Origin of the sequence: Pantoea sp. Lu_F5_004 (assembly GCF_051136245.1) — a bacterium.
In the GTDB taxonomy this organism is placed as follows: Bacteria; Pseudomonadota; Gammaproteobacteria; order Enterobacterales; family Enterobacteriaceae; genus Pantoea; species Pantoea agglomerans.
In genome coordinates this window covers 3,714,623-3,736,311 of record NZ_CP194946.1, presented here as the reverse complement: position 1 = coordinate 3,736,311, position 21,689 = coordinate 3,714,623, and the positions used below count along the sequence as shown (strand labels likewise).

Genomic DNA, 21,689 nt, shown 5'->3' with positions numbered 1-21,689 from the left:
TTTTTACGCGTAATTCACTGAACGAAACGAATTTAAGGGATATTTAAAGATGGCAGCTAAAGACGTAAAATTCGGTAATGACGCACGCGTAAAAATGCTGCGTGGCGTGAACGTACTGGCAGACGCAGTAAAAGTTACCCTGGGTCCTAAAGGCCGTAACGTAGTTCTGGATAAATCTTTTGGTGCACCGACCATCACTAAAGATGGTGTTTCTGTCGCACGTGAAATCGAGCTGGAAGACAAGTTCGAGAACATGGGCGCGCAGATGGTGAAAGAAGTTGCCTCTAAAGCGAACGACGCTGCGGGTGACGGTACCACCACTGCAACCGTACTGGCACAGTCTATCATCACCGAAGGCCTGAAAGCGGTCGCAGCGGGTATGAACCCGATGGACCTGAAGCGCGGTATTGACCAGGCTGTTATCGCTGCGGTTGAGAAACTGAAAGCGCTGTCTGTTCCTTGCTCAGACTCTAAAGCGATTGCGCAGGTAGGTACTATCTCTGCTAACTCCGATGAAACAGTGGGTCAGCTGATTGCTCAGGCGATGGAGAAAGTGGGTAAAGAAGGCGTGATCACCGTTGAAGAAGGCACCGGCCTGCAGGATGAGCTGGATGTGGTTGAAGGTATGCAGTTTGATCGCGGCTACCTGTCACCTTACTTCATCAACAAGCCAGAAACCGGTGCGATTGAACTGGAATCTCCGTTCATCCTGCTGGCTGACAAGAAAATCTCTAACATCCGTGAAATGCTGCCAGTGCTGGAAGCCGTTGCGAAAGCCGGTAAACCGCTGCTGATCATCGCGGAAGATGTTGAAGGCGAAGCGCTGGCAACACTGGTGGTTAACACCATGCGCGGCATCGTGAAAGTGGCTGCGGTTAAAGCACCAGGCTTCGGCGACCGTCGTAAAGCTATGCTGCAGGATATCGCTATCCTGACCGGTGGTACCGTAATCTCTGAAGAGATCGGTATGGAGCTGGAGAAAGCGGCTCTGGAAGATCTGGGCCAGGCAAAACGCGTTGTGATCAACAAAGATACCACCACCATCATCGACGGTGTGGGTGAAGAGGCGACAATTCAGGGCCGTGTAACCCAGATTCGTCAGCAGATCGAAGAAGCAACCTCTGACTACGACAAAGAAAAACTGCAGGAGCGCGTAGCGAAACTGGCAGGCGGCGTAGCCGTTCTGAAAGTAGGCGCAGCAACTGAAGTTGAAATGAAAGAGAAGAAAGCCCGCGTTGAAGATGCGCTGCACGCAACCCGTGCTGCTGTAGAAGAAGGTGTGGTTGCTGGTGGTGGTGTGGCGCTGGTTCGCGTGGCAGCACAGCTGGTTGATCTGCGTGGTCAGAACGAAGATCAGAACGTCGGTATCAAAGTTGCGCTGCGCGCGATGGAATCTCCACTGCGTCAGATCGTTTCTAACGCCGGTGAAGAGCCATCTGTTGTCGCTAACAACGTGAAAGCGGGCGACGGTAACTACGGTTACAACGCGCAGACTGAAGAGTACGGCAACATGATCGACTTCGGTATCCTGGACCCAACCAAAGTGACCCGTTCTGCTCTGCAGTACGCGGCCTCTGTTGCGGGTCTGATGATCACAACCGAATGTATGGTCACTGACCTGCCAAAAGGCGACGCACCTGATTTAGGCGGCGGCGCTGGCGGTATGGGTGGCATGGGCGGTATGGGCGGCATGATGTAATTGCCGTTGACTGCTTAAGTCATCAAAGAACCCCCGATCGGAAACGGTCGGGGGTTTTTCTTTTTCAGCGTCTGAATGCTGGCAGCAGCAGGAAAAACCCATTAACTTTTTTTATGTTCTGCATCATGGTTTAGTCAGGGCGGGATGCTCTAACGTGGATCCCGGCGCGAAATAGCGCGCTCTGAAAGGGATAAACAGCAGATTAAGGAAAATAAAAATGCACGATAAATGGGAATTTTATAAGGACGAAGCACACAAGTGGCGCTGGAGAAGAACGGCGCCCAACGGCAATATTACCGGCGCCGCCAGTCAGGGCTACGTTAACAAAGCCGATTGCATCGAAAATGCACGACGTAATGGCTACACCGGTTAAGGGCATCACGCTCTGACATCACCCCCGATCGGAAACGGTCGGGGGTTTTTCTTTTGGGTGGGAAAATAGTATAAGTAAGGCGCAATCGTTCGTCTTTCCTCTTGATATGTCACGCTGTCTGCGGCTGCGCCGACTGATCGACTGGCTTCATTTTATTCACCAGCATCGGCACGCTTGCCAGCCTGCAAGCGGCGTGAAATATTGAGACGATATAACGGGATAAGGGCAATGAATGTGCAGAAAGAAAAATCCTTTTTCTGCTACGCTGCCACCCGACTCTGATGATAATAAATGGGGATTACAATGCGGATTAACCTCTTGCTCGGACTGACGGCTGGCGCGTTATTGCTGGCGGGCTGCAGCAGCTCTACGCAACTCTCTTCAGCAGGACAGCGCGTAACGTTTACCGATCAGCAGCCTGGCAATACCTGTCAGCTTCTGGGCAATATTACCGGCTCACAGAGCAACTGGCTGAGCGGTGCGGGCGGCGAAACCAGTGCACTGCGTGGCGCAGCAAACGACCTGCGCAATCGCGCAGCGGAGATGGGCGGTAACGTGATTTATGGAGCAACCAGTCCGACGCAGAACCTGTTGTCCGCGTTCGCGCCACTCGACAGCAAAATGACCGGCCAGGTCTACAAGTGCCCATAATGTGAGTCAGGCAGTCTGCCATATTGAACCGGCCAGCCTTTTGCTGGCCGTTTTTATTCCTGACGTAACTGTAAATCTAACGGTGTTTTACTTGGCTCTCCGCCAATTTCACGCGCCAGCTTTGGCACCAGATAGCCGGAGACCTGTGACAGAAGTGCACGCACCAGCTGGCGGGCCTCGTCATCTGACACAAAGAAATGCGCCGCACCCTGTACCTTATCCAGCACGTGCAGATAGTAGGGCAGGATGCCGGCATCAAATAGTGCATTGCTCAGGGTGGCCAGCGTCTGTGCATTATCGTTGACGCCACGCAACAGCACGCTCTGATTCAGCAGAGTCACTCCAGCACGCTTCAGGCTAATCATCGCCTCACGCAGCTCATCATCAATCTCCTGCGCATGGTTGATGTGCGTCACCATCACCACCTGCAGACGCGTCTCGCTTAACATCTGACAGAGCTGATCGGTAATGCGCGCCGGTATCACCACCGGTAAGCGGCTGTGGATGCGCAGACGTTTCAGATGGGGGATCTGTTCCAGCGCGGCGATAAGCCAGGCGAGCTCATGATCTTTCGCCATAAGCGGGTCACCGCCGGAGAAAATGATCTCATCCAGCTCGGGATGATCGGCGATATAGTCCAGTGCAGCCTGCCAGCTACGCTTGTTGCCGGGATTATCCTGATAGGGGAAATGACGACGGAAGCAGTAGCGACAGTTGACGGCGCAGCCGCCTTTTACCAACAATAAAGCCCGGTTTCGGTATTTATGCAGCAATCCAGGTACAACGTTGCTTTGTTCATCGAGCGGATCGGTGCTATAACCTGGCGCATCAGTGAATTCCTGGCGGCGGGTCAGTACCTGAAGCAGCAGCGGGTCGTGCGCATCGCCTTTTTTCATCCGGCGGATGAACGCATGCGGTACACGTAAGGCGAAAAGACGCCGCGCATCCGCACCTTCAGCCAGCTCAGTGTGCTGATCAAGGGCTAAAATCCGCAGTAATTCATCAGGTTCGGTGACAACATCCGCAAGTTGCTGCAACCAATCTTCTCTGGAAGGTGTTTTTAGGGTTACAATGTGTGCCATTTTTTTGGCTTAGTACCAGTGTCAATTTTCGTAGAGGGCCTTCATGGCGACTTATTCTAGCAACGATTTCCGTCCCGGTCTTAAAATCATGTTCGAAGGCGAGCCGTATGCCATCGAATCCAGTGAGTTCGTTAAACCGGGTAAAGGTCAGGCATTCGCGCGCGTTAAAATGCGTCGCCTGCTGACGGGTTCTCGCGTTGAGAAAACTTTTAAATCTACCGACTCCGCCGAAGGCGCTGACGTAGTAGATACCAACCTGAACTACCTGTACAACGACGGTGAGTTCTACCACTTCATGCATCCGGAAAGCTTTGAGCAGTTCCAGGTTGAAGAGAAGACGGTAAACGATGCAGCGAAATGGCTGCAGGATAACGCTGAATGTATCGTTACGCTGTGGAACGGTCGTCCGATCGCCGTTCAGCCGCCGAACTTTATCGAAGCTGAAGTTATCGAAACCGATCCAGGCCTGAAAGGTGATACCGCAGGGACTGGCGGCAAGCCAGCTAAGCTCTCTACCGGTGCCGTGGTGAAAGTGCCACTGTTCGTGCAAGAGGGCGAAGTGGTGAAAGTTGACACCCGCTCTGGCGAATACGTGTCACGCGTGAAATAAGATTCGCAGGCGCATCTTCTGGTGCGCCTTTTTCTTGTCTGAGAGAAAAAAATGATCAAGCTGGCAAAATTAATCGCGTTCGCGTTGCTGGTCTCCTCTGCGTTAAGCGCCTGTAACACATTCCACGGTTTTGGCGAAGATGTCTCTCACTTAGGTGGTGCCATTTCGCGAGCAGCAAAATGACCTTAACTGATTGTCCTTTTTAAAGTCTCGCCAGCAGCAACTGCCGGAAATCCGGCTATGCTTAAAGCGCTGTACTTTACATCCATCAAAAAGGACATTGTTATGTTAAAGAAAAGTATTGCTGCGATCTTCTCTGTACTGGTGCTCTCTTCCCTGCTCACAGCTTGTAATACAACGCGTGGCGTAGGTGAAGATGTCGAAGCGGGCGGCCAGGCGATTCAGAACAGCACGAAGTAACCTGTTATTCCAACCGGTACGAAATGCTTTTCGTACCGGCTTGTCAGATTCTGCACTATTTCTGTTTTACCCAGATTAACTCTTCAACCGGGAAACCATCCCGACGCGCCTGATCAACCAGCTTCTCTTTTACGCCCGGCTCCAGCTGGGGTGTGCGTGACAGTATCCAGAGATAGTGGCGATTCGGTCCACATACCAGTGCATAGCGGTAGTCCGGATCGAGAGCAATCACGTTATAGCCGCCATAGAAGGGGCCGAAGAAAGAGACTTTCAGAGAAGCCTGCGTGGGTTCCCCGGTGAAGTAGGCTTTGCCGACGCTCTCCTGCCAGCGCTGCTTTTTGACGTTATAGCCACGGTTGATTACCTTCAGGCCGCCATCTTCACGCGGGCTGTAGTTTGCCGTTACCTGTTCAAGTCCGCGCTCAAAAGGGTGGTTAAGGCGGGCAATCTCATACCACTGACCGAGATAGCGCTGGCTGTCAAAGTTATCTACGACCGTGACGTTCTTTGGCGGCGTAGTGCTGCAGGCGACAGAGAGAAAAGCACTCAGGCTGGCAACAACTGTTTTCCATGGAGACATAGTGGGATTCCTTTGTGATTTAACCGCTTAAGTATAGAAGCCGAAACGCTGTTTTTGGCAGTACGGGCACGAGATTGTTTGCCGCAGGCATTGCAGGTAGACTTCCCCCCTAATTTGTATCAGGAGTCATCACCATGAGCGAAACGGCAAGCTGGCAACCAAGCGCATCCATCGCCAATTTGTTAAAACGCGCCGCTATTTTAGCAGAAGTGCGTCGTTTCTTTGCCGATCGCGGCGTGCTGGAAGTGGATACGCCGGCGATGAGCCAGGCAACCATTACCGATATCCATCTGGTGCCATTCCAGACGCGTTTTGTCGGGCCTGGCGCGGCACAGGGGCGCGATCTCTGGCTGATGACCAGCCCGGAATATCATATGAAACGCCTGCTGGCGGCGGGCAGTGGCCCGATCTATCAGATGGCGCGCAGCTTCCGCAATGAAGAGGCGGGACGTCACCACAACCCGGAATTCACCATGCTGGAGTGGTACCGGCCGCATTACGACATGTACCGTCTGATGAACGAAGTCGACGATCTGATGCAGCAGGTGCTGGAGTGTGACAGCGCTGAGTCGCTCTCCTATCAGCAGGCGTTTATCCGCCATCTTGAGCTGGATCCGCTGTCAGCGGATAAAGCGCAGTTGCGTGAAGCGGCAGAGAAGCTGGGTGAAGGTGAGCTGGCGCGTGCAGAAGAAGATCGCGATACCTTACTGATGCTGCTGTTTATGCTGGGTGTGGAACCGAAGATTGGTCAGGATAAACCCTGCTTCGTTTATCATTTCCCGGCCAGCCAGGCAGCCCTGGCGGAGATCAGTACCGAAGATCACCGTGTGGCCGAACGCTTTGAGGTCTATTACAAAGGCATTGAGCTGGCGAACGGTTTCCGTGAACTGACCGACAGCCGTGAGCAGCGTCAGCGTTTTGAGCAGGATAACCGTCGCCGTGCGGCGCGCGGCCTGCCTGTGCATCCTATTGATACGTATCTGCTGGATGCGCTGGCGCATGGCATGCCAGCCTGTTCCGGGGTCGCACTGGGTATTGATCGCCTCATCATGCTGGCGTTGAAAGCGGAGTCATTGAGCGATGTCATCGCGTTTCCGGTGGATCGCTGCTAATCGGTTAATCACAAACGATGGCGGATTAGAGGGGAAGGGTTGGCCCGGATGAAGAGCAAAGCGTCCGAGCCAGGATGGCGAGGCCGACCGCCATGGATGGCGGCCTTCTTTGCGATCAGCCGGGCCATCCCTGACCTGGCACAGGTTTCAGCTAACTGCTGCTGTCAGGAAACTCCTGAATGGTGACCGGCAGCGTCAGTTTCTGATCGTTTCGCAGTACCTGCACATCAATCACTGAACCCGGGCGAATTTCTGCCACCTGATCCATGGTCTCCTGCGCGGAGATGGCCGGCTTGCCATTAACGCTGAGCAGCACATCGTTGGCCTGAATCCCGGCTTTATCCGCTGGCCCATCTGGCGTGACCACGCTGACAATAATGCCCTGAACCCTATCCAGATTGCTGCCCTGTCCATGCAGCGGCGGCAGCTCACGCCCGGTAATGCCGATATAGCCGCGGATCACCCGACCATCACGAATCAGCTTATCCATGATTTTCGAGGCTAAAACGGTTGGAATGGCGAAACCAATCCCTTCCGGGGTTTCACCATCGCTACTTTTATCGAAGGTCAGGGTGTTAATGCCCATCAGCTCGCCAAGCGAGTTAATCAGCGCGCCGCCGGAGTTACCCTGATTAATTGACGCATCGGTCTGCAGGAAGTTCTGTCGGCCTGATGAACTTAAGCCAACCCGGCCCGTGGCGCTGATAATGCCCTGCGTGACCGTCTGACCGAGGTTATAGGGGTTGCCGATCGCCATCACCACATCCCCGATATGCGCCTGGCGATTTGGATTGATGGGGATAACGGGCAGGCCGGAGGCCGTAATCTTCAGTACCGCCAGATCGGTCATGCCATCGGAACCCACCAGCGTCGCTTCAAAGAAGCGGCCATCCTGAAGCGCCACGATAATTTGATCGGCATTATTGATCACATGCTTATTGGTAAGGATGTAGCCTTTTGCATTCATGATGACCCCTGAACCCAGGGTCGTGATGCCACGGTTGTTGTTGCCGTGGGCGCTACGGTTGTAAACGTTCACAACGGCAGGCACGGCGCGGCGCACCCCTTGATTGAAGCTAAAGGGCGTTTCGTCTGTAATATTTTCGTGGTTATAGAGGGCGTCGCTGCCCATACGCAGTGCAGGCAGTGCTGCGAGCAAAATACCCGCCACAATCAGGCCCAGCACCACGGCACGCAAAAGTTTAAGAAACATGGTGTTAAATTACGCCAGGGGAGATCGCAGGGGAGAATAGCATGAGAGCGGCGGACACACACGCGCTTGTGTCCGCCGTAATGCGAGGTTTATCTCAACAACAGATAGATACTTTCATCGCCGCGCACCACATTCAGTGCCAGTACCGGCGGTTTCCCTTCCAGTATTTTACGCATTTCAGCAATGGTCTGAACCCGGTTGCGGTTAACGCCGATAATCACATCATCTTTCTGCAGACCAACCTGTTCAGCCGGTGTGCCTTTTTCGATGGTATCGACCTTCACGCCTTTATCACCGGTTTTAGTCTGTCCATCACTCAGGGTTGCGCCCTGAAGCGCGGGTGACATCAGCTGTGCGCTGGCGGTGGTCTGTGCGCTCTGCTCCAGCGTAACGGTAACCGTTAACGGCTTACCTTCACGCAGCAGGCCAAGCTTAACCTGTTCACCTGGCGGCGTGGTTCCCACTTTGACGCGCAGCTCAGCGAAGCTGGTAATCGGCTTATCGTTGATCGACGTAATGATATCGCCTGACTTCACGCCCGCTTTCTGCGCAGCAGATTGCGGCAGGACTTCAGAGACAAAGGCGCCGCGCTGCGCATCGACATTGAACGCTTTAGCCATATCGGCTGTCATTTCAGTGCCTTTGATGCCGAGCTGACCGCGCTTCACTTCACCAAATTTAATCAGCTGCTGCGCGAGGTTCATCGCCATATCACTCGGGATAGCAAAGCCGATACCGATGTTACCGCCGCTGGAGGCGAGAATCGCGGTGTTGATACCGATGAGTTCGCCGTTAAGGTTGACCAGCGCACCGCCTGAGTTGCCACGGTTGATCGCGGCATCGGTCTGAATAAAGTTTTCCAGCCCTTCCAGGTTCAGGCCGCTGCGGCCCAGTGCGGAGATAATACCGGAGGTGGCCGTCTGTCCCAGACCGAACGGGTTACCGATAGCTACCGCGAAATCACCCACTTTCAGCTGGTCAGAGTCCGCGACTTTCACCTGCGTAAGGTTTTTTGCGCCCTGAATCTGAATCAGCGCGATATCGGTCTGCTCATCATGGCCAATCAGCTTGGCTTCATATTCACTGCCGTCGCCAAGCTGTACGTTGATTTTATCCGCACCGTTGACCACGTGATTGTTGGTGAGCACGTAGCCTTTCGCGGCATCGATGATCACGCCAGACCCTAAACCTTCAAACGGCTGTGGCTGACTATTTCCGCCAGGCATCTGACCAAAAAAACGCTTCAGCGGTTCAGGAATATCCTGAGCCTGTGCACCCGAATCAGTGCCTTCCACATGCACACTGACCACGGCAGGTAACACTTTCTCCAGCATCGGTGCCAGACTCGGCAGCGGCTGGCCCGCAATTTGTGCTGGCAGCGTTGCCATCGCGTCTGGCGCGGCGGCAAGGCTCATCCCAATACTCAGGGCTAATGCGCTAAACAGGCGTGCTTGTTTTTTCATTGCTACAACGCTCTCGCTGCAAAAGGTGGGAGGAATTAATAAGTGTGACAGTCGTTTGCGGTCAGGGTTCGCAAAAACAGCGGGCGCAGACAGGCTGCGCCCCAAAAAGATTAGTCGCGGGCAGGGCGCTCGCCACGCAGTAAACCGGATGCGCCTTCAGAATAGTCGCGCGGCATCTGCACCGGCACCTGATCGTTGTCCGCTTCGGCTTCAGTCAGCTGATAGGCAAACGGATTTTTCTGGCCAGGCAGATTCGGCAGCAGGTCATTTGAGCCTTTTGCCATGTGCTGATAGAGCTGACGATAATCACGCGCCATGTTGTCCAGCAGCTCCGCGCTCTGCGCGAAGTGGTTGGTCAGCTCTTCGCGATAATCCGCCAGCTCCGCTTTCGATTTTTCCAGCTCGTACTGCATGCTGCGCTGCTCACGCAGCTTTTTGTTGCCAAAACGCATGGCGACTGCGCCGACAATAATACCTACCACTAAACCAATTAGCCCGTATTCCCAGGTCATAATGACTCCCGTGTTATTTCCATTGTTCCGTAGGGCATTGCACCATTTCAATAATAGTCACTATACCCGTTAATCTAATGGATGTGGAACTCTGGAGCAGCATGGCTTAGTGTAGAACGGCCTTTTTTTCAGCAACCGTGGTATGAATCAGACACCATTCAGGGACTTTGAAACAACAATGCAAACCTCAACTCCGCTTGCACGCTATGAACAGGCGCTGTCGCAGGGCGAATTCAGGCCCGATGACGTACAACGTGAAGCGATTACCCGTTTAGACACGCTGCAGCAGGCGCTGGTTGCCCGGCAACAATCCGCCGCGCCTGCCACATCCGGCCTGCTGGGTCGCCTGTCAAAATTGATCGGTAAAGAGAAAATCGAGACGCCACAACCGGTACGTGGACTCTATATGTGGGGCGGTGTCGGTCGCGGTAAAACCTGGGTCATGGATCTCTTTTTTCAGTCTATTCCTGGCGATCGCAAACTGCGTCTGCACTTCCACCGCTTTATGCTGCGGGTGCATGAAGAGCTGACGCAGCTTCAGGGGCAGAGCGATCCGTTACTGATTATTGCGGACAAATTCAAAGCGGAAACGGACATCCTCTGTTTTGATGAATTTTTTGTCTCCGATATCACCGATGCGATGCTGCTGGGCACGCTGATGGAAGCGCTGTTTGAACGCGGCATTGCGCTGGTGGCCACCTCGAACATTCCGCCTGATGATCTCTATCGCAATGGTCTGCAGCGCGCGCGCTTCCTGCCTGCCATCGAGCAGATCAAACGTCATTGTGATGTGATGAATGTGGATGCCGGTATCGACTACCGGTTACGCACGCTGACCTCCGCGCACCTGTGGAACTCTCCGCTGAACAAAGAGACGCACGCTGAAATGGCGCGGATGTTTAAAGCGCTGTCGGGCAGCCAGCCTGAAGATGCGCCGGTACTGGAAATTAATCACCGCCAGATGCCGACGCTGGGCGTCAGCGAGGGCGTGCTGGCGATTAATTTCACCACCCTGTGTGGCGAAGGGCGCAGCCAGCATGACTATATTGCGCTGTCGCGCCGTTTTCACAGTGTGCTGCTGTATGACGTGCCGGTGATGATCTACAAAACCGAAGATCAGGCACGGCGTTTCCTGGCACTGGTCGATGAGTTCTATGAACGGCATGTGAAGCTGGTGGTCGCGGCAGAAACGTCACTGACCGAGATTTATCAGGGTACGCGGCTGAAGTTTGAATACCAGCGCTGTTTATCGCGACTTCAGGAGATGCAGAGCGAAGAGTATCTGCGTTTACCGCACCTGCCGTGAGAATAATCGGGATAAATACCGAAATAGGGTTCGATTTTTGTAACCGACTTCTCTATAATCTTGCGACCCCACGTTACAGCAAAGGATTTTTTTCCCAAATCCTCTGTGTTCCAGTAACTCTATCCGAAGGGGTGGCTTGCTGGTCAAAATGGTCGTGTGAGCCTCATTCGTTTACTTAAGCGTTTGGGATTTCACCAACGTGTAACTTAATTTGGGTAAGCTTTTCGATGAAAACTTTTACAGCTAAACCAGAAACCGTCCAACGTGACTGGTTTGTAGTTGACGCAACGGGCAAAACTTTGGGTCGCCTGGCGACTGAACTGGCGCGCCGTCTGCGTGGTAAGCATAAAGCGGAATACACTCCGCACGTTGATACGGGTGATTACATCATCGTTCTGAACGCAGAAAAAGTTGCTGTAACCGGCAACAAGCGTACTGACAAGATCTACTATCACCACACTGGCCACATCGGTGGTATCAAACAGGCGACCTTTGAAGAGATGATTGCTCGCCGTCCTGAGCGTGTGATTGAGATCGCGGTTAAAGGCATGCTGCCGAAGGGCCCGCTGGGTCGTGCTATGTACCGTAAACTGAAAGTTTACGCAGGCAACGAGCACACCCATGCGGCACAGCAACCGCAAGTTCTTGACATTTAATCGGGATTAAAGGCAATGGCTGAAACTCAAAACTACGGCACTGGTCGCCGCAAAAGCTCTACCGCTCGCGTATTCATTAAGCCGGGTAGCGGTAACATCGTAATTAACCAACGTTCTCTGGAACAGTACTTCGGTCGCGAAACTGCCCGCATGGTAGTTCGTCAGCCGCTTGAGCTGCTGGACCTGGTTGGTAAATTCGATCTCTATGTCACTGTTAAAGGTGGCGGTATTTCTGGTCAGGCTGGTGCGATCCGTCACGGTATCACCCGCGCTCTGATGGAATACGACGAATCACTGCGTGGCGAGCTGCGTAAAGCTGGCTTCGTAACGCGTGATGCGCGTCAGGTTGAACGTAAGAAAGTCGGCCTGCGTAAAGCACGTCGTCGTCCTCAGTTCTCCAAGCGTTAATTGTTTGCAGCTCCGGCTGCGGCAATTGGCTCAAAAAACCCGCTTCGGCGGGTTTTTTATTTTCTGTCTTCCCATTAACGCCCCGCGAAAACCGTAACGCCGCGCTCAATTTACCTGCAAAAATTCATTCCACGCCCACAAGCAGCCTAAAATCTGGTAAACTGTGTGTCACTTTGCGCCCGCAGGCCGGTGCGTTATGCGCCTCCCCACTGTCGGGGCGTCAGTATCTACGGCGCGGCTAACCAGGTTGCGTGCGAGTTCGATAAGCAAGTGAGTCGCCGTGTGGTTGGCTATTCGCAGTATCTTTTTGTGAACAAACTTGGAGGTTTTCATGGCTGTCGCTGCCAACAAACGTTCGGTAATGACGCTGTTTTCTGGTCCTACTGACATTTTCAGCCATCAGGTACGTATCGTCCTGGCGGAGAAGGGTGTCAGCGTAGAGATCGAGCAGGTCGAAATGGATAACCTGCCGCAGGATCTGATTGACCTCAATCCGTATCGCACGGTACCGACGCTGGTAGATCGTGAGCTGACGCTGTATGAATCACGCATCATCATGGAATATTTAGATGAGCGCTTCCCGCATCCGCCACTGATGCCGGTTTATCCGGTTGCCCGTGGTGATAGCCGCCTGATGATGCACCGCATCGAGCAGGACTGGTATAGCCTGATGAGGAAAGTAGAGAACAGCAGCGGTCAGGAAGCGGAAGCGGCACGCAAGCAACTGCGTGAAGAGCTGCTGGCTATCGCGCCACTGTTTGGCCGTACGCCTTATTTCATGAGCGAAGAGTTCAGCCTGGTTGATTGCTATCTGGCTCCGCTGTTATGGCGTCTGCCGTCAATGGGTATCGATTTGATCGGCTCAGGTTCCAAAGAGCTGAAAGGTTACATGAATCGCGTATTTGAGCGTGACTCCTTCCTCGCTTCATTAACTGAAGCTGAACGTGAAATGCGGCTGCAAGCCCGGGCTTAACGTATGGAAATGTCGCAACTTACTGCACGTCGTCCCTATCTGCTGCGCGCCTTTTATGACTGGTTGCTCGACAACCAGCTGACGCCGCATCTGGTGGTCGACATTAATCTGCCGGGTGTGCTGGTGCCGCTGGAGTATGCGCGCGATGGTCAGATTGTCCTGAACATTGCGCCACGTGCTGTCGGTAACCTCGATCTGGCAAACGATCAGGTGTCGTTCAACGCCCGCTTTGGTGGCGTTCCTCGCCAGGTTAACGTGCCGATGGCGGCGATTCTGGCAATCTATGCGCGTGAAAACGGTGCCGGGACGATGTTTGAACCGGAACCGGCTTACGAGCTGGGCACGCATGAGGCGTCAGAGGGTCAGGAAGAGACCATGATGTCGGTGATTGATGGTGATCGTCCTGACGATGCCAGCGATGACGAGACACCGCCTGATGACGATCCACCGCCACGTGGTGGACGACCTTCACTGCGCGTAGTGAAATAGCAGTGACATAACAGTGAATACCCGTCCATCCGACGGGTATTTTTTTGCCTGTCAGCCATAAAAAAATCCGGCTGCCTGCGCAAGCCGGATTTTTTCAGCAGACCATCGCGATCAATAGACGTCGCGCAGGTAGCGCTTCTCTTTCTTCAGCTGATCGACATAGTCAGCAGCACGCTCGGTGGAGAGGCCACCAAACTGGCGAACCACTTCATACAGCGCATTATCCACATCCTTCGCCATACGCGATGCATCGCCACAGACATAGAAGTAAGCCCCTTCCTGCAGCCAGGCATACAGCTCAGCGCCCTGTTCAAGCATCCGGCTCTGTACGTAGATCTTCTTCTCCTGATCGCGTGAGAAGGCCAGATCCAGACGCGTCAGCAAGCCATTATCACGCCAGGCAAGTAATTCATCCTGATAGATAAAGTCATGTTCCTGATGCTGATCGCCGAAGAACAGCCAGTTTTTCCCCTGCGCGCCGGTTGCCTGGCGCTCCTGCAGGAAGGCACGGAATGGCGCGATGCCGGTACCCGGTCCCACCATGATCAGCGGTGCGCTGTTGTTGGCAGGCACGCGGAACGATTTATTGGGTGAGATAAAGATGGCGGGCTTCTCACCGCGACGCACACGCTCAGCCAGATAGGTTGAGCAGACGCCACCGCGATTACGGCCACCACTGTGATAGCGCACCGAGGCAACGGTCAGATGCACCTGGTCAGGATGGGCTTTAGAACTGGATGAAATAGAGTAAGCGCGATGCTGCAGCGGACGCAGCAGCGCGACAAACTCGGGTACCGCCAGCGTGCGCGTCAGCTCAAGCTGCAGCAGGTCAAGGGTATCTTTGCCCCACAGCCATACGCCCAGCGCATCTTTATCATCATGCTGTAACACATGACGCAGCTCCTGGTTGGTGGTGTTCTGCCCGACCCATTCGATTAACTTGCGTGACGGCTCTGAGATCTCAAACTGATAGGTCAGCAGGTCGCCAAGGCTGCGATCAAAGCCGGGCACCGGCGTCTCGTAGTCCGCGTTAAGCTGGGTCAGCAGCAGGCTGACCAGCGACGGCTCGTTGACCGGAATCACGCCCAGCGCATCGCCCGCTTCATACTTCAGGCCGCTGTCAGACAGGTCGAACTCGAAATGACGAATATCTTTGGCTGACTGCTCGCCTGACAAACGCTTGTTGGTGATCAGCGCGGCGGCGTATGGATTGGATTTGTTGCTGCCTGGAATGACTGGCGCTTCAGGCGCGCTTTCCAGCACGGTGCCGCTGCTGCCCGCGCTGGCGGCAAACTGTGGCATTGAGCTGTTCAGCCACTCGCTGGAAGGCTCCTCAAAATCGATATCACAATCGATACGATCAACCACGCGTTTCGCGCCCAGCTGCTCAAGGCGCATATCAATGAACTTGCCCGCCTGACAGAAGCCATCGTAGCCGGTATCGCCAATCGCCAGCACGGCGAAATGCATCTGCTCCAGACGCGGTGCGGTACTGGCAGAGATCGCATCCCAGAACAGCTGCGCGTTGTCCGGCATTTCACCTTCGCCATAGGTCGAGGTGACGATCAGCACATGGCGCATGGTGGCAAACACGTCGAGATCGACATCGCCCAGCGCCTGAACCACCGGCACCAGCCCTTTAGCGCGCGCAGACTTCGCTGCGGTCTGCGCCAGGGCTTCAGCATTGCCGGTCTGTGAGCCATAAAGAATGTGCAGTTGCGTCGTCGCGGCTGCGCCTGTGCCCGCGGCGGGTTGCTGCTTGTCTTCTAATACCAGCAAACGGGAGTGCAGACCCGCAAGAAAGCCAGCCAGCCAGTACTTCTGATCGCCATTAAAAGGTGCATCTTCTGGAATATAAGGAATTTTCATGGGTACTTTTACTCAATCCCGTTCTCGCCCGTCATCAGTGGCATTGTCCGGTGTGAAAGCGGTTCCGCTTTCCCGCGCCGCAGCGTGTGCGACAGGGGAGAGCGGTGCTGCATCTGTCCGGTACAACGATTAATCCGGGCAATGATCAATTAATAATATTCAGTTCAGCCTGATCAGTATCACTGTCAGGAGAGTTTACCCACCGCAGCGGCGATTTCCGGCAATGCCGCACGTGCAAACAGCTCTTCAAAGTAAGGCAGGTGGCCCAGCACTTCCCGGTTACAGGCATCCTGATACATGATCCAGCCGTAGGTTGCCAGACTGTCCATGGAGCGGATGTTACGTTGCGTCAGCGCCGCTTTGTAATCTGACATGCGTTTGGTACCAATCAGACTCGCCAGTTCATCATCGCTATAGCTCTCGATGGCGGAACGGGCATGACGCTGCAGCTTGCTTATCAGCGAAAAGTCTTCCGTCATCAACAGATTACGGACCGCTTTTTCAACTGCCGCATCTTCAACCGGGGTGCCTTTCGGTAATTTGCCCAGCGCCAGCTGCTGGGCAAAGCTCAGCACGGTGTAGTTGTTGAGCAGGACAAACATTTCCAGCGTATCGGTCGCGCCATAAGCCGGTACGGCACCGTTGGCGATGGTTTTACCCTGACGCCATGCGGCTTTAAACTTCGCCACCTGATGGCCTGCCAGCGCCGTCGACAGCTCTTCGAGCAGATCTTTGCGGCTCTTGGCTTTCAGAATCTCGCCGCCATCCTGATAGAGCAGCAGCGAACGCGGCATCACGTAAACAAAGTGGTGACACTCTGTTTCCCAGTTCTCCAGCAGCCAGGCGGCACGCGGTGATTTGGTCGCCTCCAGATGCCAGTTCAGCATGGTCAGTACCGCCTGCTTGTGCACCTGGGCCATCTCATCCTGATCGGCAATCGAGCCGAACTGCACCGAATCACCGGCAGCATGGCTGGCCAGCGATCCATAGGGGTCGTACTGGTAGGCGAAGCCGCCGCTCATGCCGTTGCCAAATCCTTTACCAAAGGTGCCCAGGTTGAGGATGGCGCCGTTGGTCATATATTCGCAGCAGAAGTCACCGACGCCTTCAACCACGGCGGTGGCACCGGAGTTACGCACCGCGAAACGGTCACCGGCCTGGCCCTGCACGAACAGACGTCCGCCGGTCGCGCCAAACAGTGCAAAGTTACCAATCAGCACGTTGCCATCGGCATCCTGCGCGCCGCCACCAGGCGACATCACGATCAGTTCGCCGCCACACTGTCCTTTGCCGACACCGTCGTTACAGGTGCCGTAGTGAGTCAGCTGCATGCCATCGTTGCAGAAGGCGCCAAACGACTGACCGGCAGAACCGGTGGTGGAAATTTTTACGCTCTCAGGGGCCAGATAGCGACGACCGCGATCGTCGGTCATTACGGCAGGCATCGCCTGCAGCTGCTCAGAACTCAGCTGATGGTTCAGCATCCGCTCAATATCGATGGCCAGCTGGCCACCAACACTTTTGTTTCGGTTATTCAGCACGATGTTGTTGCCCAGAGTGACGTCAGGATTTCCCTGATCCACCAGTGACAGCTTCAGTTGCTCAATCCAGACATCATCCAGCTCAAAATCTTTTTCCAGATAAACCGGCTTGTCGATTTTCAGCTCAGGCACCACGGTAAGCATGGCGCGTAAGTCGAGTTTGCCCACTTCCAGCGGGTGATCCATCAGGTGCAACAGGTCAGAGCGACCGCGTGCCTCACGCAGGGAACGCAGGCCCATACGCGCCAGGATTTCACGCACTTCATGCGCCACGTTGAGGAAATACTGCGCCAGCTGACGCGGATCGCCATCAAACGCTTCGGCATTCGTGGTTAAGCCAGCCGGGCACTTAACGTTACAGTTCTTCGCCATCACGCATTTCAGCATCATCAGCGCTGTCGTACCGAACTCAAAGCTGTCGCCGCCCAGCAGCGCAGATTTCACCACGTCGCTGCCGGTCTGCTGTGCGCCAGAACAGCGCAGCAGCACTTTCTCACGCAGGCCATTAGCGCACAGCGCCTGGTGGACTTCAGCGATGCCGATTTCGGCCACGCGTCCGGTATATTTCAGGCTGGTCACCGACGCAGCGCCGGTACCGCCGGTGTTACCCGCAACGTTAATCACGTCTGCACCCGCTTTGGCTACGCCAACCGCGATGGTGCCGATCCCTTCAGACGAGACCAGCTTGACGATAACGCGCACCCGCGCGGCTTTGCAGTCGTGGATCAGCTGCGCCAGATCTTCGATGGAATAGGTGTCGTGGTGCGGCGGCGGTGAGACCAGCTCGACGCCAGGCGTACCGCCACGCGCAGCAGCAATCTCGACGGTAACTTTGGCCGCCGGTAACTGACCGCCTTCGCCAGGTTTCGCACCCTGACCAATTTTGATCTCCAGCTCTTCCAGCATCGGATCCGCCAGATAGGCAGCCCAGACGCCAAAACGGCCCGAAGCCAGCTGTTTGATGCGTGAGGCACGGATGGTGCCGTGACGGGAGTAATGCTCGCCGCCTTCACCGCAGTTACTCATGCCGCCGACCATATTGGTGCCGTGCGCGACCGCTTCATGAGCGGGAGCCACCAGCGCGCCGTGGCTCATCGCCCCGGAGGCAAAGGTACGGGTAATTTCACAGGCTGGCTGCACTTCGCTCAGCGGCAGTGAGGGCAGGGTAGTGAAGATACGTGACAGATAATCGGCCGCTTTACCGTAAGCGGTTACTTTCAGACCGCCAGTCACCACTTCGCTGCTTTCGATATCGTCGCCGAAGCGGGATTTCAGGGCGCGAGACAGATTCTGCAGGCGTTCGCTCTCAGGCTTCAGTCCTTCAATCGCATCAGTCAGACGCAGCATAAAGTGATTCAGGCTGCCATCTACCGCTTCACACTCCATGCCACGAATGGCAAAGCCGTTGTTGGTCAGCGAGTAGCGTCCCAGCTTGCGGCGGAACTCCGCTTCGCTGTCGATGTGGGTCAGGTCAGCCGGGAATGTCAGGATGTCGCGCAGGGCCGCCGGGCGACGTTTACGCTCTTCATACATCAGGCTTGAGAACTGACGGTAATCAGCAGTAATCGCGAAATTATTGATCACCTCATCCGGGATGCGCTCAAAGCTGCTGTCTTTAAAGGTCTCTGGCTTGATGCCAAACGCATTATCCAGTTTAGCCAGCGTCATCAGGCGGATGAAGTTGTCCTCTTCGCGCGCTTTGTCAGCAAAGCGAATCGGCTCTTCGGTCATATCGATAAAGGTCCGCACGGCGATGGTGCCGTAGGAGTGACCTGCGCCTTCTGCACGCTCTTTGAACAGACCCAGCAACGGAACTTCAGATTCGCCCTGGATCTTCAGTGCGCTCTGGTGCCAGTCAACGGCCATCTGCGCGATCGTCGCGAAGCCTGCGCCGCCCACCGGCGTTTTGATATTCGGGAAATACTTTTTCAGCACCGGGTCATCGGTGTTGAGGAAGTTAGGCTCAAAGAACTCGCCGCTGCTGTAGCTCTCAACGGTACAGAGGCCCACTTTGCCCATGGTTTTCATCAGTGCTTTTTCAGCCGCTTTGGCATAGCGCTTAAAGGCTTTATTACCTTCTTCACCTTCACCAAATTTCTCCTCTGCGCGCATCTGTACGCCCAGCGGATAGATAGCCGACGCCCCAAAGCCAAGTGTGGCGGCAATGTGGTGCGAGGAGATGCTCTGGCCGCTTTCAACTACCAGAGAAACATCCAGACGCAACCCTTCCTTTATCAGGCGCTGGTTGATGGCGGAAACCACCAGCAGCATCGGGATCGCGGCGTGCTTTGAAGAGATATGGCGATCGGTAAGTACGGCGATGCCACCCTGGGTACGGGCAAAATCAACCACCTGTTGCGCCAGGTCATCAATCGCTTTTTCCAGGGCATTCGCGTTCGCGGTGGTGCTCAGCAGATCTTTGCCGATCACCGGCTCATAGAGCATCTCAAAGCGGGCATAAGGTGCGATGCTCTGCTCGCGTAAACGCAGCATATCAAGGTGGCTGAGAATCGGGGTCGGCACCACAATCTGACGGCCTTTGCTGCGGCCCAGATGGGGTTTTGCCCCCAGCGCGACACGCAGCGTCATGCCATCCACTTCGCGGATTGAGTCCAGCGGCGGGTTGGTGACCTGAGCAAAGCGCTGAGAGAAGTAGTGCGCCATGCCGCCTTCATGATCGGATAAGCCGTTGATGGCGTTGCCGTAACCCATCGCGGAGATCTTCTCTGCGCCGGTATTCAGCATCGGATCCATCATGAACTTGAAGCTTTCCTGGTTGTAGTAGTAGGCAACAAAGCGCTGATACGTTTTCAGATCGCCACGATAACGCAGCGGTGAACCCTGTTGTTCTGCCGGGATCTCGGGCAGATCGTCAAGTCCGACGCGCGCTTCACGCAGCAACGCCGAATAATCTTTCTCTGCGGCCAGTTTTTCCAGCGCCTGCAGCGTGGTATAGCTGCGTTTTTCACGGTGATCGAAATAGAGCATACCGCCCGCTTCGATACGCCCACGACGCAACACGCTTTCAGGTGGGAAGGCGATCTGGCCCGCTTCCGACATCGCACCGATATAGTCAGCGGTTTCTACTGAACGCAGGGGACGCAGGCCCAGACGATCAAGACGGGCGCCAATCACTTCGCCATTACCAAAGATTAAGGCAGCAGGACCGTCGTTCTTCTCTTCATACAGCGAGAAGTACTCCAGCATGTCACGCACTTCTGGCGACAGCGCGCTGTCGTTTTCCCAGGCGGGCGGCATCATCGACACCACGGCGGTGATCAGATCGAGGTCATCTTCCATCAGACGGCTGTGGATGCTCTGATCCAGGCGCGAACTGTCGGACTGGCCTTTAGGCCGCACGATGGTCTTGCCACGGGCCAGCGCCAGCGCGGACTCAGCGATGCGGTTTTTACGGTCAGTGTTCAGCTCGCCGTTGTGCGCCATCAGGCGGAACGGCTGCGCCATCGTGGTATGTGGATCGGTGTTAGTGGAGAAGCGGGTATGGAAAAACAGCCCGCGCACCTGATGATCAGGATCGGTCAGATCTTTGAAGTAAGGGATCACTTCATTGGAATTCAGACGGGCTTTGAACACCTGCGTGCGTGACGACAGCGACAGCGGATAGAGGCCGCCAAATTCGCTTTCGGTGAAAGCTCGGGCTTCAATGGTTAACAGGGCGCGGTAGATGCGTTTTTCGAAGTCGTTCTGATCAACCACATCCTGTGGCGCAGTGAAAATCCACTGCAGAATCGGTAACTGGAACTGCGCGGCTGCCGGACGCGTCACGCTGCTGTCGAGCGGCATGTCACGTTTCATGAGTACCGGCAGACCAAAGCTGCTGAGGGTTTCATCCACCAGACGTTCGGCATTCGCACGCAGCTCAGCATCTTTCGGCACAAAGAAGTTACCGACACCAAAGCGTCCCGCTTCCAGCGGCTGGCCGGTAATTTTGCGGAAGAATTGCAGCGAAAGATCAACGTTGACCCCCGCGCCATCACCAACGCCTTCCGCTGACATGCCGCCGCGGTGAGGCACCGTACACAGGGCGCTGTGCGCCATCTGCAGAATCTCGTGGGTCTGCTCGCCGTCCTTACGCGTAATGAAACCTACACCACAGCTGTCACTGCCTGCTGTCGGATCATACAAGCCATAGGATTGAGGTTTTTTAGTGGACATTGAGGGTCTCCTTAAACTGCTTTGACATTACCTGCACTGTTTCAGGGTCTGAGCGCAACGGGGGCGCTATCATTTTCATCGCCATGCTCTGTCGAGCGCGCGTCATAGCCCTGAGCATTTCTCTCCAGACATCGGTAAAACGTCCTTAATTGAGCTGCTCTTTGATTTCCGGTCTCTTAAAGGAGATGACTTAAACCACGCGGGAGTCTTCTTGTTGCATAGATATGCCGAGACAATGGCCCGTCTGGAAAGCTTTCAGCGGATTTCCAACTTATCGGGAAAGCGTAATCAGGTCAAATAGGGCGGTCAGACGGGATTATCAGGCGTTTTATCTGCTTAAGGCTATGAATTTAATGATTTTTATGGTTTAAAATGTATCACTCTGGTGCCAGGAGACAGGCCGATAAATGTGAACTGACTCACTGTAGTGCAGGTGTCAGATCTCTGCACCATGCTGGTGACAGGGTCTTTAGCAGCATTAAATGCTGTTCAGCACCCGTGATGCATAGCATGTATCTGTTTTTCTTATGTCCGGCTATTTGAATGAAACCACGGT

Annotated in this window: 19 protein-coding genes; 12 read left to right on the top strand and 7 right to left on the bottom strand. The window is 54.7% G+C overall.

Translation table 11 applies throughout. The features are described from left to right. Positions 1 to 49 precede the first annotated feature (49 nt). From groL to ACR8BN_RS17335, 3 genes are all read left to right on the top strand, one after another. A complete protein-coding gene (gene groL, locus ACR8BN_RS17345; RefSeq protein WP_010251987.1) occupies positions 50 to 1,699 on the top strand; it encodes a chaperonin GroEL in 1,650 nt (549 codons plus the stop codon). A gap of 217 nt (positions 1,700 to 1,916) precedes the next feature. Beyond that, entirely contained in the window at positions 1,917 to 2,072 is a 156-nt protein-coding gene (locus ACR8BN_RS17340) for a YegP family protein (RefSeq protein WP_010251985.1), read from the top strand. Between the two features lie 303 nt (positions 2,073 to 2,375). Next, entirely contained in the window at positions 2,376 to 2,723 is a 348-nt protein-coding gene (locus tag ACR8BN_RS17335; RefSeq protein ID WP_010251983.1) for a DUF4156 domain-containing protein, read from the top strand. 53 nt (positions 2,724 to 2,776) lie between these two features. Here the strand turns inward: ACR8BN_RS17335 and epmB are convergent, their stop codons facing one another. After that, entirely contained in the window at positions 2,777 to 3,805 is a 1,029-nt protein-coding gene (epmB, locus tag ACR8BN_RS17330; RefSeq protein WP_064704939.1) for an EF-P beta-lysylation protein EpmB, read from the bottom strand. Positions 3,806 to 3,848: 43 nt separating this feature from the next. Between epmB and efp the strand changes: the two genes are divergently transcribed. The 3 genes from efp to ACR8BN_RS17315 all read left to right on the top strand — a co-directional run bounded on the left by efp (position 3,849) and on the right by ACR8BN_RS17315 (position 4,835). Next, the gene (gene efp / locus ACR8BN_RS17325) at positions 3,849 to 4,415 is read left to right on the top strand and encodes an elongation factor P (protein ID WP_008925396.1); all 567 of its coding nucleotides are present in this window, start codon (positions 3,849 to 3,851) and stop codon (positions 4,413 to 4,415) included. A 51-nt stretch (positions 4,416 to 4,466) separates the two neighbouring features. Then, entirely contained in the window at positions 4,467 to 4,598 is a 132-nt protein-coding gene (locus ACR8BN_RS17320; protein WP_003848306.1) for an entericidin A/B family lipoprotein, read from the top strand. 102 nt (positions 4,599 to 4,700) lie between these two features. Beyond that, complete coding sequence (locus tag ACR8BN_RS17315) at positions 4,701 to 4,835, top strand: entericidin A/B family lipoprotein (protein WP_003848302.1); 135 nt, start codon at positions 4,701 to 4,703, stop codon at positions 4,833 to 4,835. Positions 4,836 to 4,890: 55 nt separating this feature from the next. Here ACR8BN_RS17315 and ACR8BN_RS17310 read toward each other — a convergent pair whose 3' ends face one another. Then, positions 4,891 to 5,415, bottom strand: coding sequence for a lipocalin family protein (locus tag ACR8BN_RS17310; RefSeq protein ID WP_143991155.1), 525 nt, complete (start codon positions 5,413 to 5,415; stop codon positions 4,891 to 4,893). 134 nt (positions 5,416 to 5,549) lie between these two features. On the opposite strand from ACR8BN_RS17310, the gene epmA reads away from it, so the two are divergent. Then, on the top strand, positions 5,550 to 6,527 hold the full coding sequence (gene epmA, locus ACR8BN_RS17305; RefSeq protein WP_003848297.1) for an elongation factor P--(R)-beta-lysine ligase: 978 nt from the start codon (positions 5,550 to 5,552) through the stop codon (positions 6,525 to 6,527). 151 nt (positions 6,528 to 6,678) lie between these two features. Here epmA and degS read toward each other — a convergent pair whose 3' ends face one another. The 3 genes from degS to zapG all read right to left on the bottom strand — a co-directional run bounded on the left by degS (position 6,679) and on the right by zapG (position 9,715). Next, on the bottom strand, positions 6,679 to 7,740 hold the full coding sequence (degS, locus tag ACR8BN_RS17300; RefSeq protein WP_010251964.1) for an outer membrane-stress sensor serine endopeptidase DegS: 1,062 nt from the start codon (positions 7,738 to 7,740) through the stop codon (positions 6,679 to 6,681). Between the two features lie 89 nt (positions 7,741 to 7,829). Continuing rightward, positions 7,830 to 9,203 carry a serine endoprotease DegQ gene (gene degQ, locus ACR8BN_RS17295; RefSeq protein WP_031591997.1) on the bottom strand — a complete coding sequence of 458 codons (1,374 nt, stop codon included), beginning with the start codon at positions 9,201 to 9,203 and terminating at the stop codon, positions 7,830 to 7,832. 110 nt (positions 9,204 to 9,313) lie between these two features. Continuing rightward, positions 9,314 to 9,715: a Z-ring associated protein ZapG gene (gene zapG, locus ACR8BN_RS17290; RefSeq protein ID WP_003848291.1), complete on the bottom strand. Its 402-nt coding sequence runs from the start codon at positions 9,713 to 9,715 to the stop codon at positions 9,314 to 9,316. 178 nt (positions 9,716 to 9,893) lie between these two features. On the opposite strand from zapG, the gene zapE reads away from it, so the two are divergent. The 5 genes from zapE (at position 9,894) to sspB (ending at position 13,547) form a co-directional block, all read left to right on the top strand. Next, positions 9,894 to 11,021 carry a cell division protein ZapE gene (gene zapE / locus ACR8BN_RS17285; RefSeq protein WP_311967288.1) on the top strand — a complete coding sequence of 376 codons (1,128 nt, stop codon included), beginning with the start codon at positions 9,894 to 9,896 and terminating at the stop codon, positions 11,019 to 11,021. 227 nt (positions 11,022 to 11,248) lie between these two features. Then, entirely contained in the window at positions 11,249 to 11,677 is a 429-nt protein-coding gene (gene rplM, locus ACR8BN_RS17280; RefSeq protein WP_008925400.1) for a 50S ribosomal protein L13, read from the top strand. A 15-nt stretch (positions 11,678 to 11,692) separates the two neighbouring features. Beyond that, a complete protein-coding gene (gene rpsI, locus ACR8BN_RS17275; protein WP_008925401.1) occupies positions 11,693 to 12,085 on the top strand; it encodes a 30S ribosomal protein S9 in 393 nt (130 codons plus the stop codon). Between the two features lie 331 nt (positions 12,086 to 12,416). After that, entirely contained in the window at positions 12,417 to 13,058 is a 642-nt protein-coding gene (gene sspA / locus ACR8BN_RS17270) for a stringent starvation protein SspA (protein WP_009092481.1), read from the top strand. 3 nt (positions 13,059 to 13,061) lie between these two features. Next, positions 13,062 to 13,547 carry a ClpXP protease specificity-enhancing factor gene (sspB, locus tag ACR8BN_RS17265; RefSeq protein WP_434747168.1) on the top strand — a complete coding sequence of 162 codons (486 nt, stop codon included), beginning with the start codon at positions 13,062 to 13,064 and terminating at the stop codon, positions 13,545 to 13,547. Between the two features lie 111 nt (positions 13,548 to 13,658). On the opposite strand, the gene ACR8BN_RS17260 is transcribed toward sspB, so the two are convergent. Together ACR8BN_RS17260 and ACR8BN_RS17255 are read right to left on the bottom strand one after the other, a co-directional pair. Next, a complete protein-coding gene (locus ACR8BN_RS17260; RefSeq protein ID WP_031592002.1) occupies positions 13,659 to 15,416 on the bottom strand; it encodes a sulfite reductase subunit alpha in 1,758 nt (585 codons plus the stop codon). Positions 15,417 to 15,601: 185 nt separating this feature from the next. Further along, positions 15,602 to 21,133, bottom strand: a complete 5,532-nt coding sequence (locus tag ACR8BN_RS17255) for a glutamate synthase-related protein (RefSeq protein ID WP_434747167.1) — start codon at positions 21,131 to 21,133, stop codon at positions 15,602 to 15,604. Between the last annotated feature and the right edge of the window lie 556 nt (positions 21,134 to 21,689).

Bases quoted from the DNA above. Each gene is read 5' to 3' on its own strand.
- groL (WP_010251987.1), top strand. From the start codon at position 50: ATGGCAGCTAAAGACGTAAAATTCGGTAATGACGCACGCGTAAAAATG.
- ACR8BN_RS17340 (WP_010251985.1), top strand. From the start codon at position 1,917: ATGCACGATAAATGGGAATTTTATAAGGACGAAGCACACAAGTGGCGC.
- ACR8BN_RS17335 (WP_010251983.1), top strand. From the start codon at position 2,376: ATGCGGATTAACCTCTTGCTCGGACTGACGGCTGGCGCGTTATTGCTG.
- epmB (WP_064704939.1), bottom strand. From the start codon at position 3,805: ATGGCACACATTGTAACCCTAAAAACACCTTCCAGAGAAGATTGGTTG.
- efp (WP_008925396.1), top strand. From the start codon at position 3,849: ATGGCGACTTATTCTAGCAACGATTTCCGTCCCGGTCTTAAAATCATG.
- ACR8BN_RS17320 (WP_003848306.1), top strand. From the start codon at position 4,467: ATGATCAAGCTGGCAAAATTAATCGCGTTCGCGTTGCTGGTCTCCTCT.
- ACR8BN_RS17315 (WP_003848302.1), top strand. From the start codon at position 4,701: ATGTTAAAGAAAAGTATTGCTGCGATCTTCTCTGTACTGGTGCTCTCT.
- ACR8BN_RS17310 (WP_143991155.1), bottom strand. From the start codon at position 5,415: ATGTCTCCATGGAAAACAGTTGTTGCCAGCCTGAGTGCTTTTCTCTCT.
- epmA (WP_003848297.1), top strand. From the start codon at position 5,550: ATGAGCGAAACGGCAAGCTGGCAACCAAGCGCATCCATCGCCAATTTG.
- degS (WP_010251964.1), bottom strand. From the start codon at position 7,740: ATGTTTCTTAAACTTTTGCGTGCCGTGGTGCTGGGCCTGATTGTGGCG.
- degQ (WP_031591997.1), bottom strand. From the start codon at position 9,203: ATGAAAAAACAAGCACGCCTGTTTAGCGCATTAGCCCTGAGTATTGGG.
- zapG (WP_003848291.1), bottom strand. From the start codon at position 9,715: ATGACCTGGGAATACGGGCTAATTGGTTTAGTGGTAGGTATTATTGTC.
- zapE (WP_311967288.1), top strand. From the start codon at position 9,894: ATGCAAACCTCAACTCCGCTTGCACGCTATGAACAGGCGCTGTCGCAG.
- rplM (WP_008925400.1), top strand. From the start codon at position 11,249: ATGAAAACTTTTACAGCTAAACCAGAAACCGTCCAACGTGACTGGTTT.
- rpsI (WP_008925401.1), top strand. From the start codon at position 11,693: ATGGCTGAAACTCAAAACTACGGCACTGGTCGCCGCAAAAGCTCTACC.
- sspA (WP_009092481.1), top strand. From the start codon at position 12,417: ATGGCTGTCGCTGCCAACAAACGTTCGGTAATGACGCTGTTTTCTGGT.
- sspB (WP_434747168.1), top strand. From the start codon at position 13,062: ATGGAAATGTCGCAACTTACTGCACGTCGTCCCTATCTGCTGCGCGCC.
- ACR8BN_RS17260 (WP_031592002.1), bottom strand. From the start codon at position 15,416: ATGAAAATTCCTTATATTCCAGAAGATGCACCTTTTAATGGCGATCAG.
- ACR8BN_RS17255 (WP_434747167.1), bottom strand. From the start codon at position 21,133: ATGTCCACTAAAAAACCTCAATCCTATGGCTTGTATGATCCGACAGCA.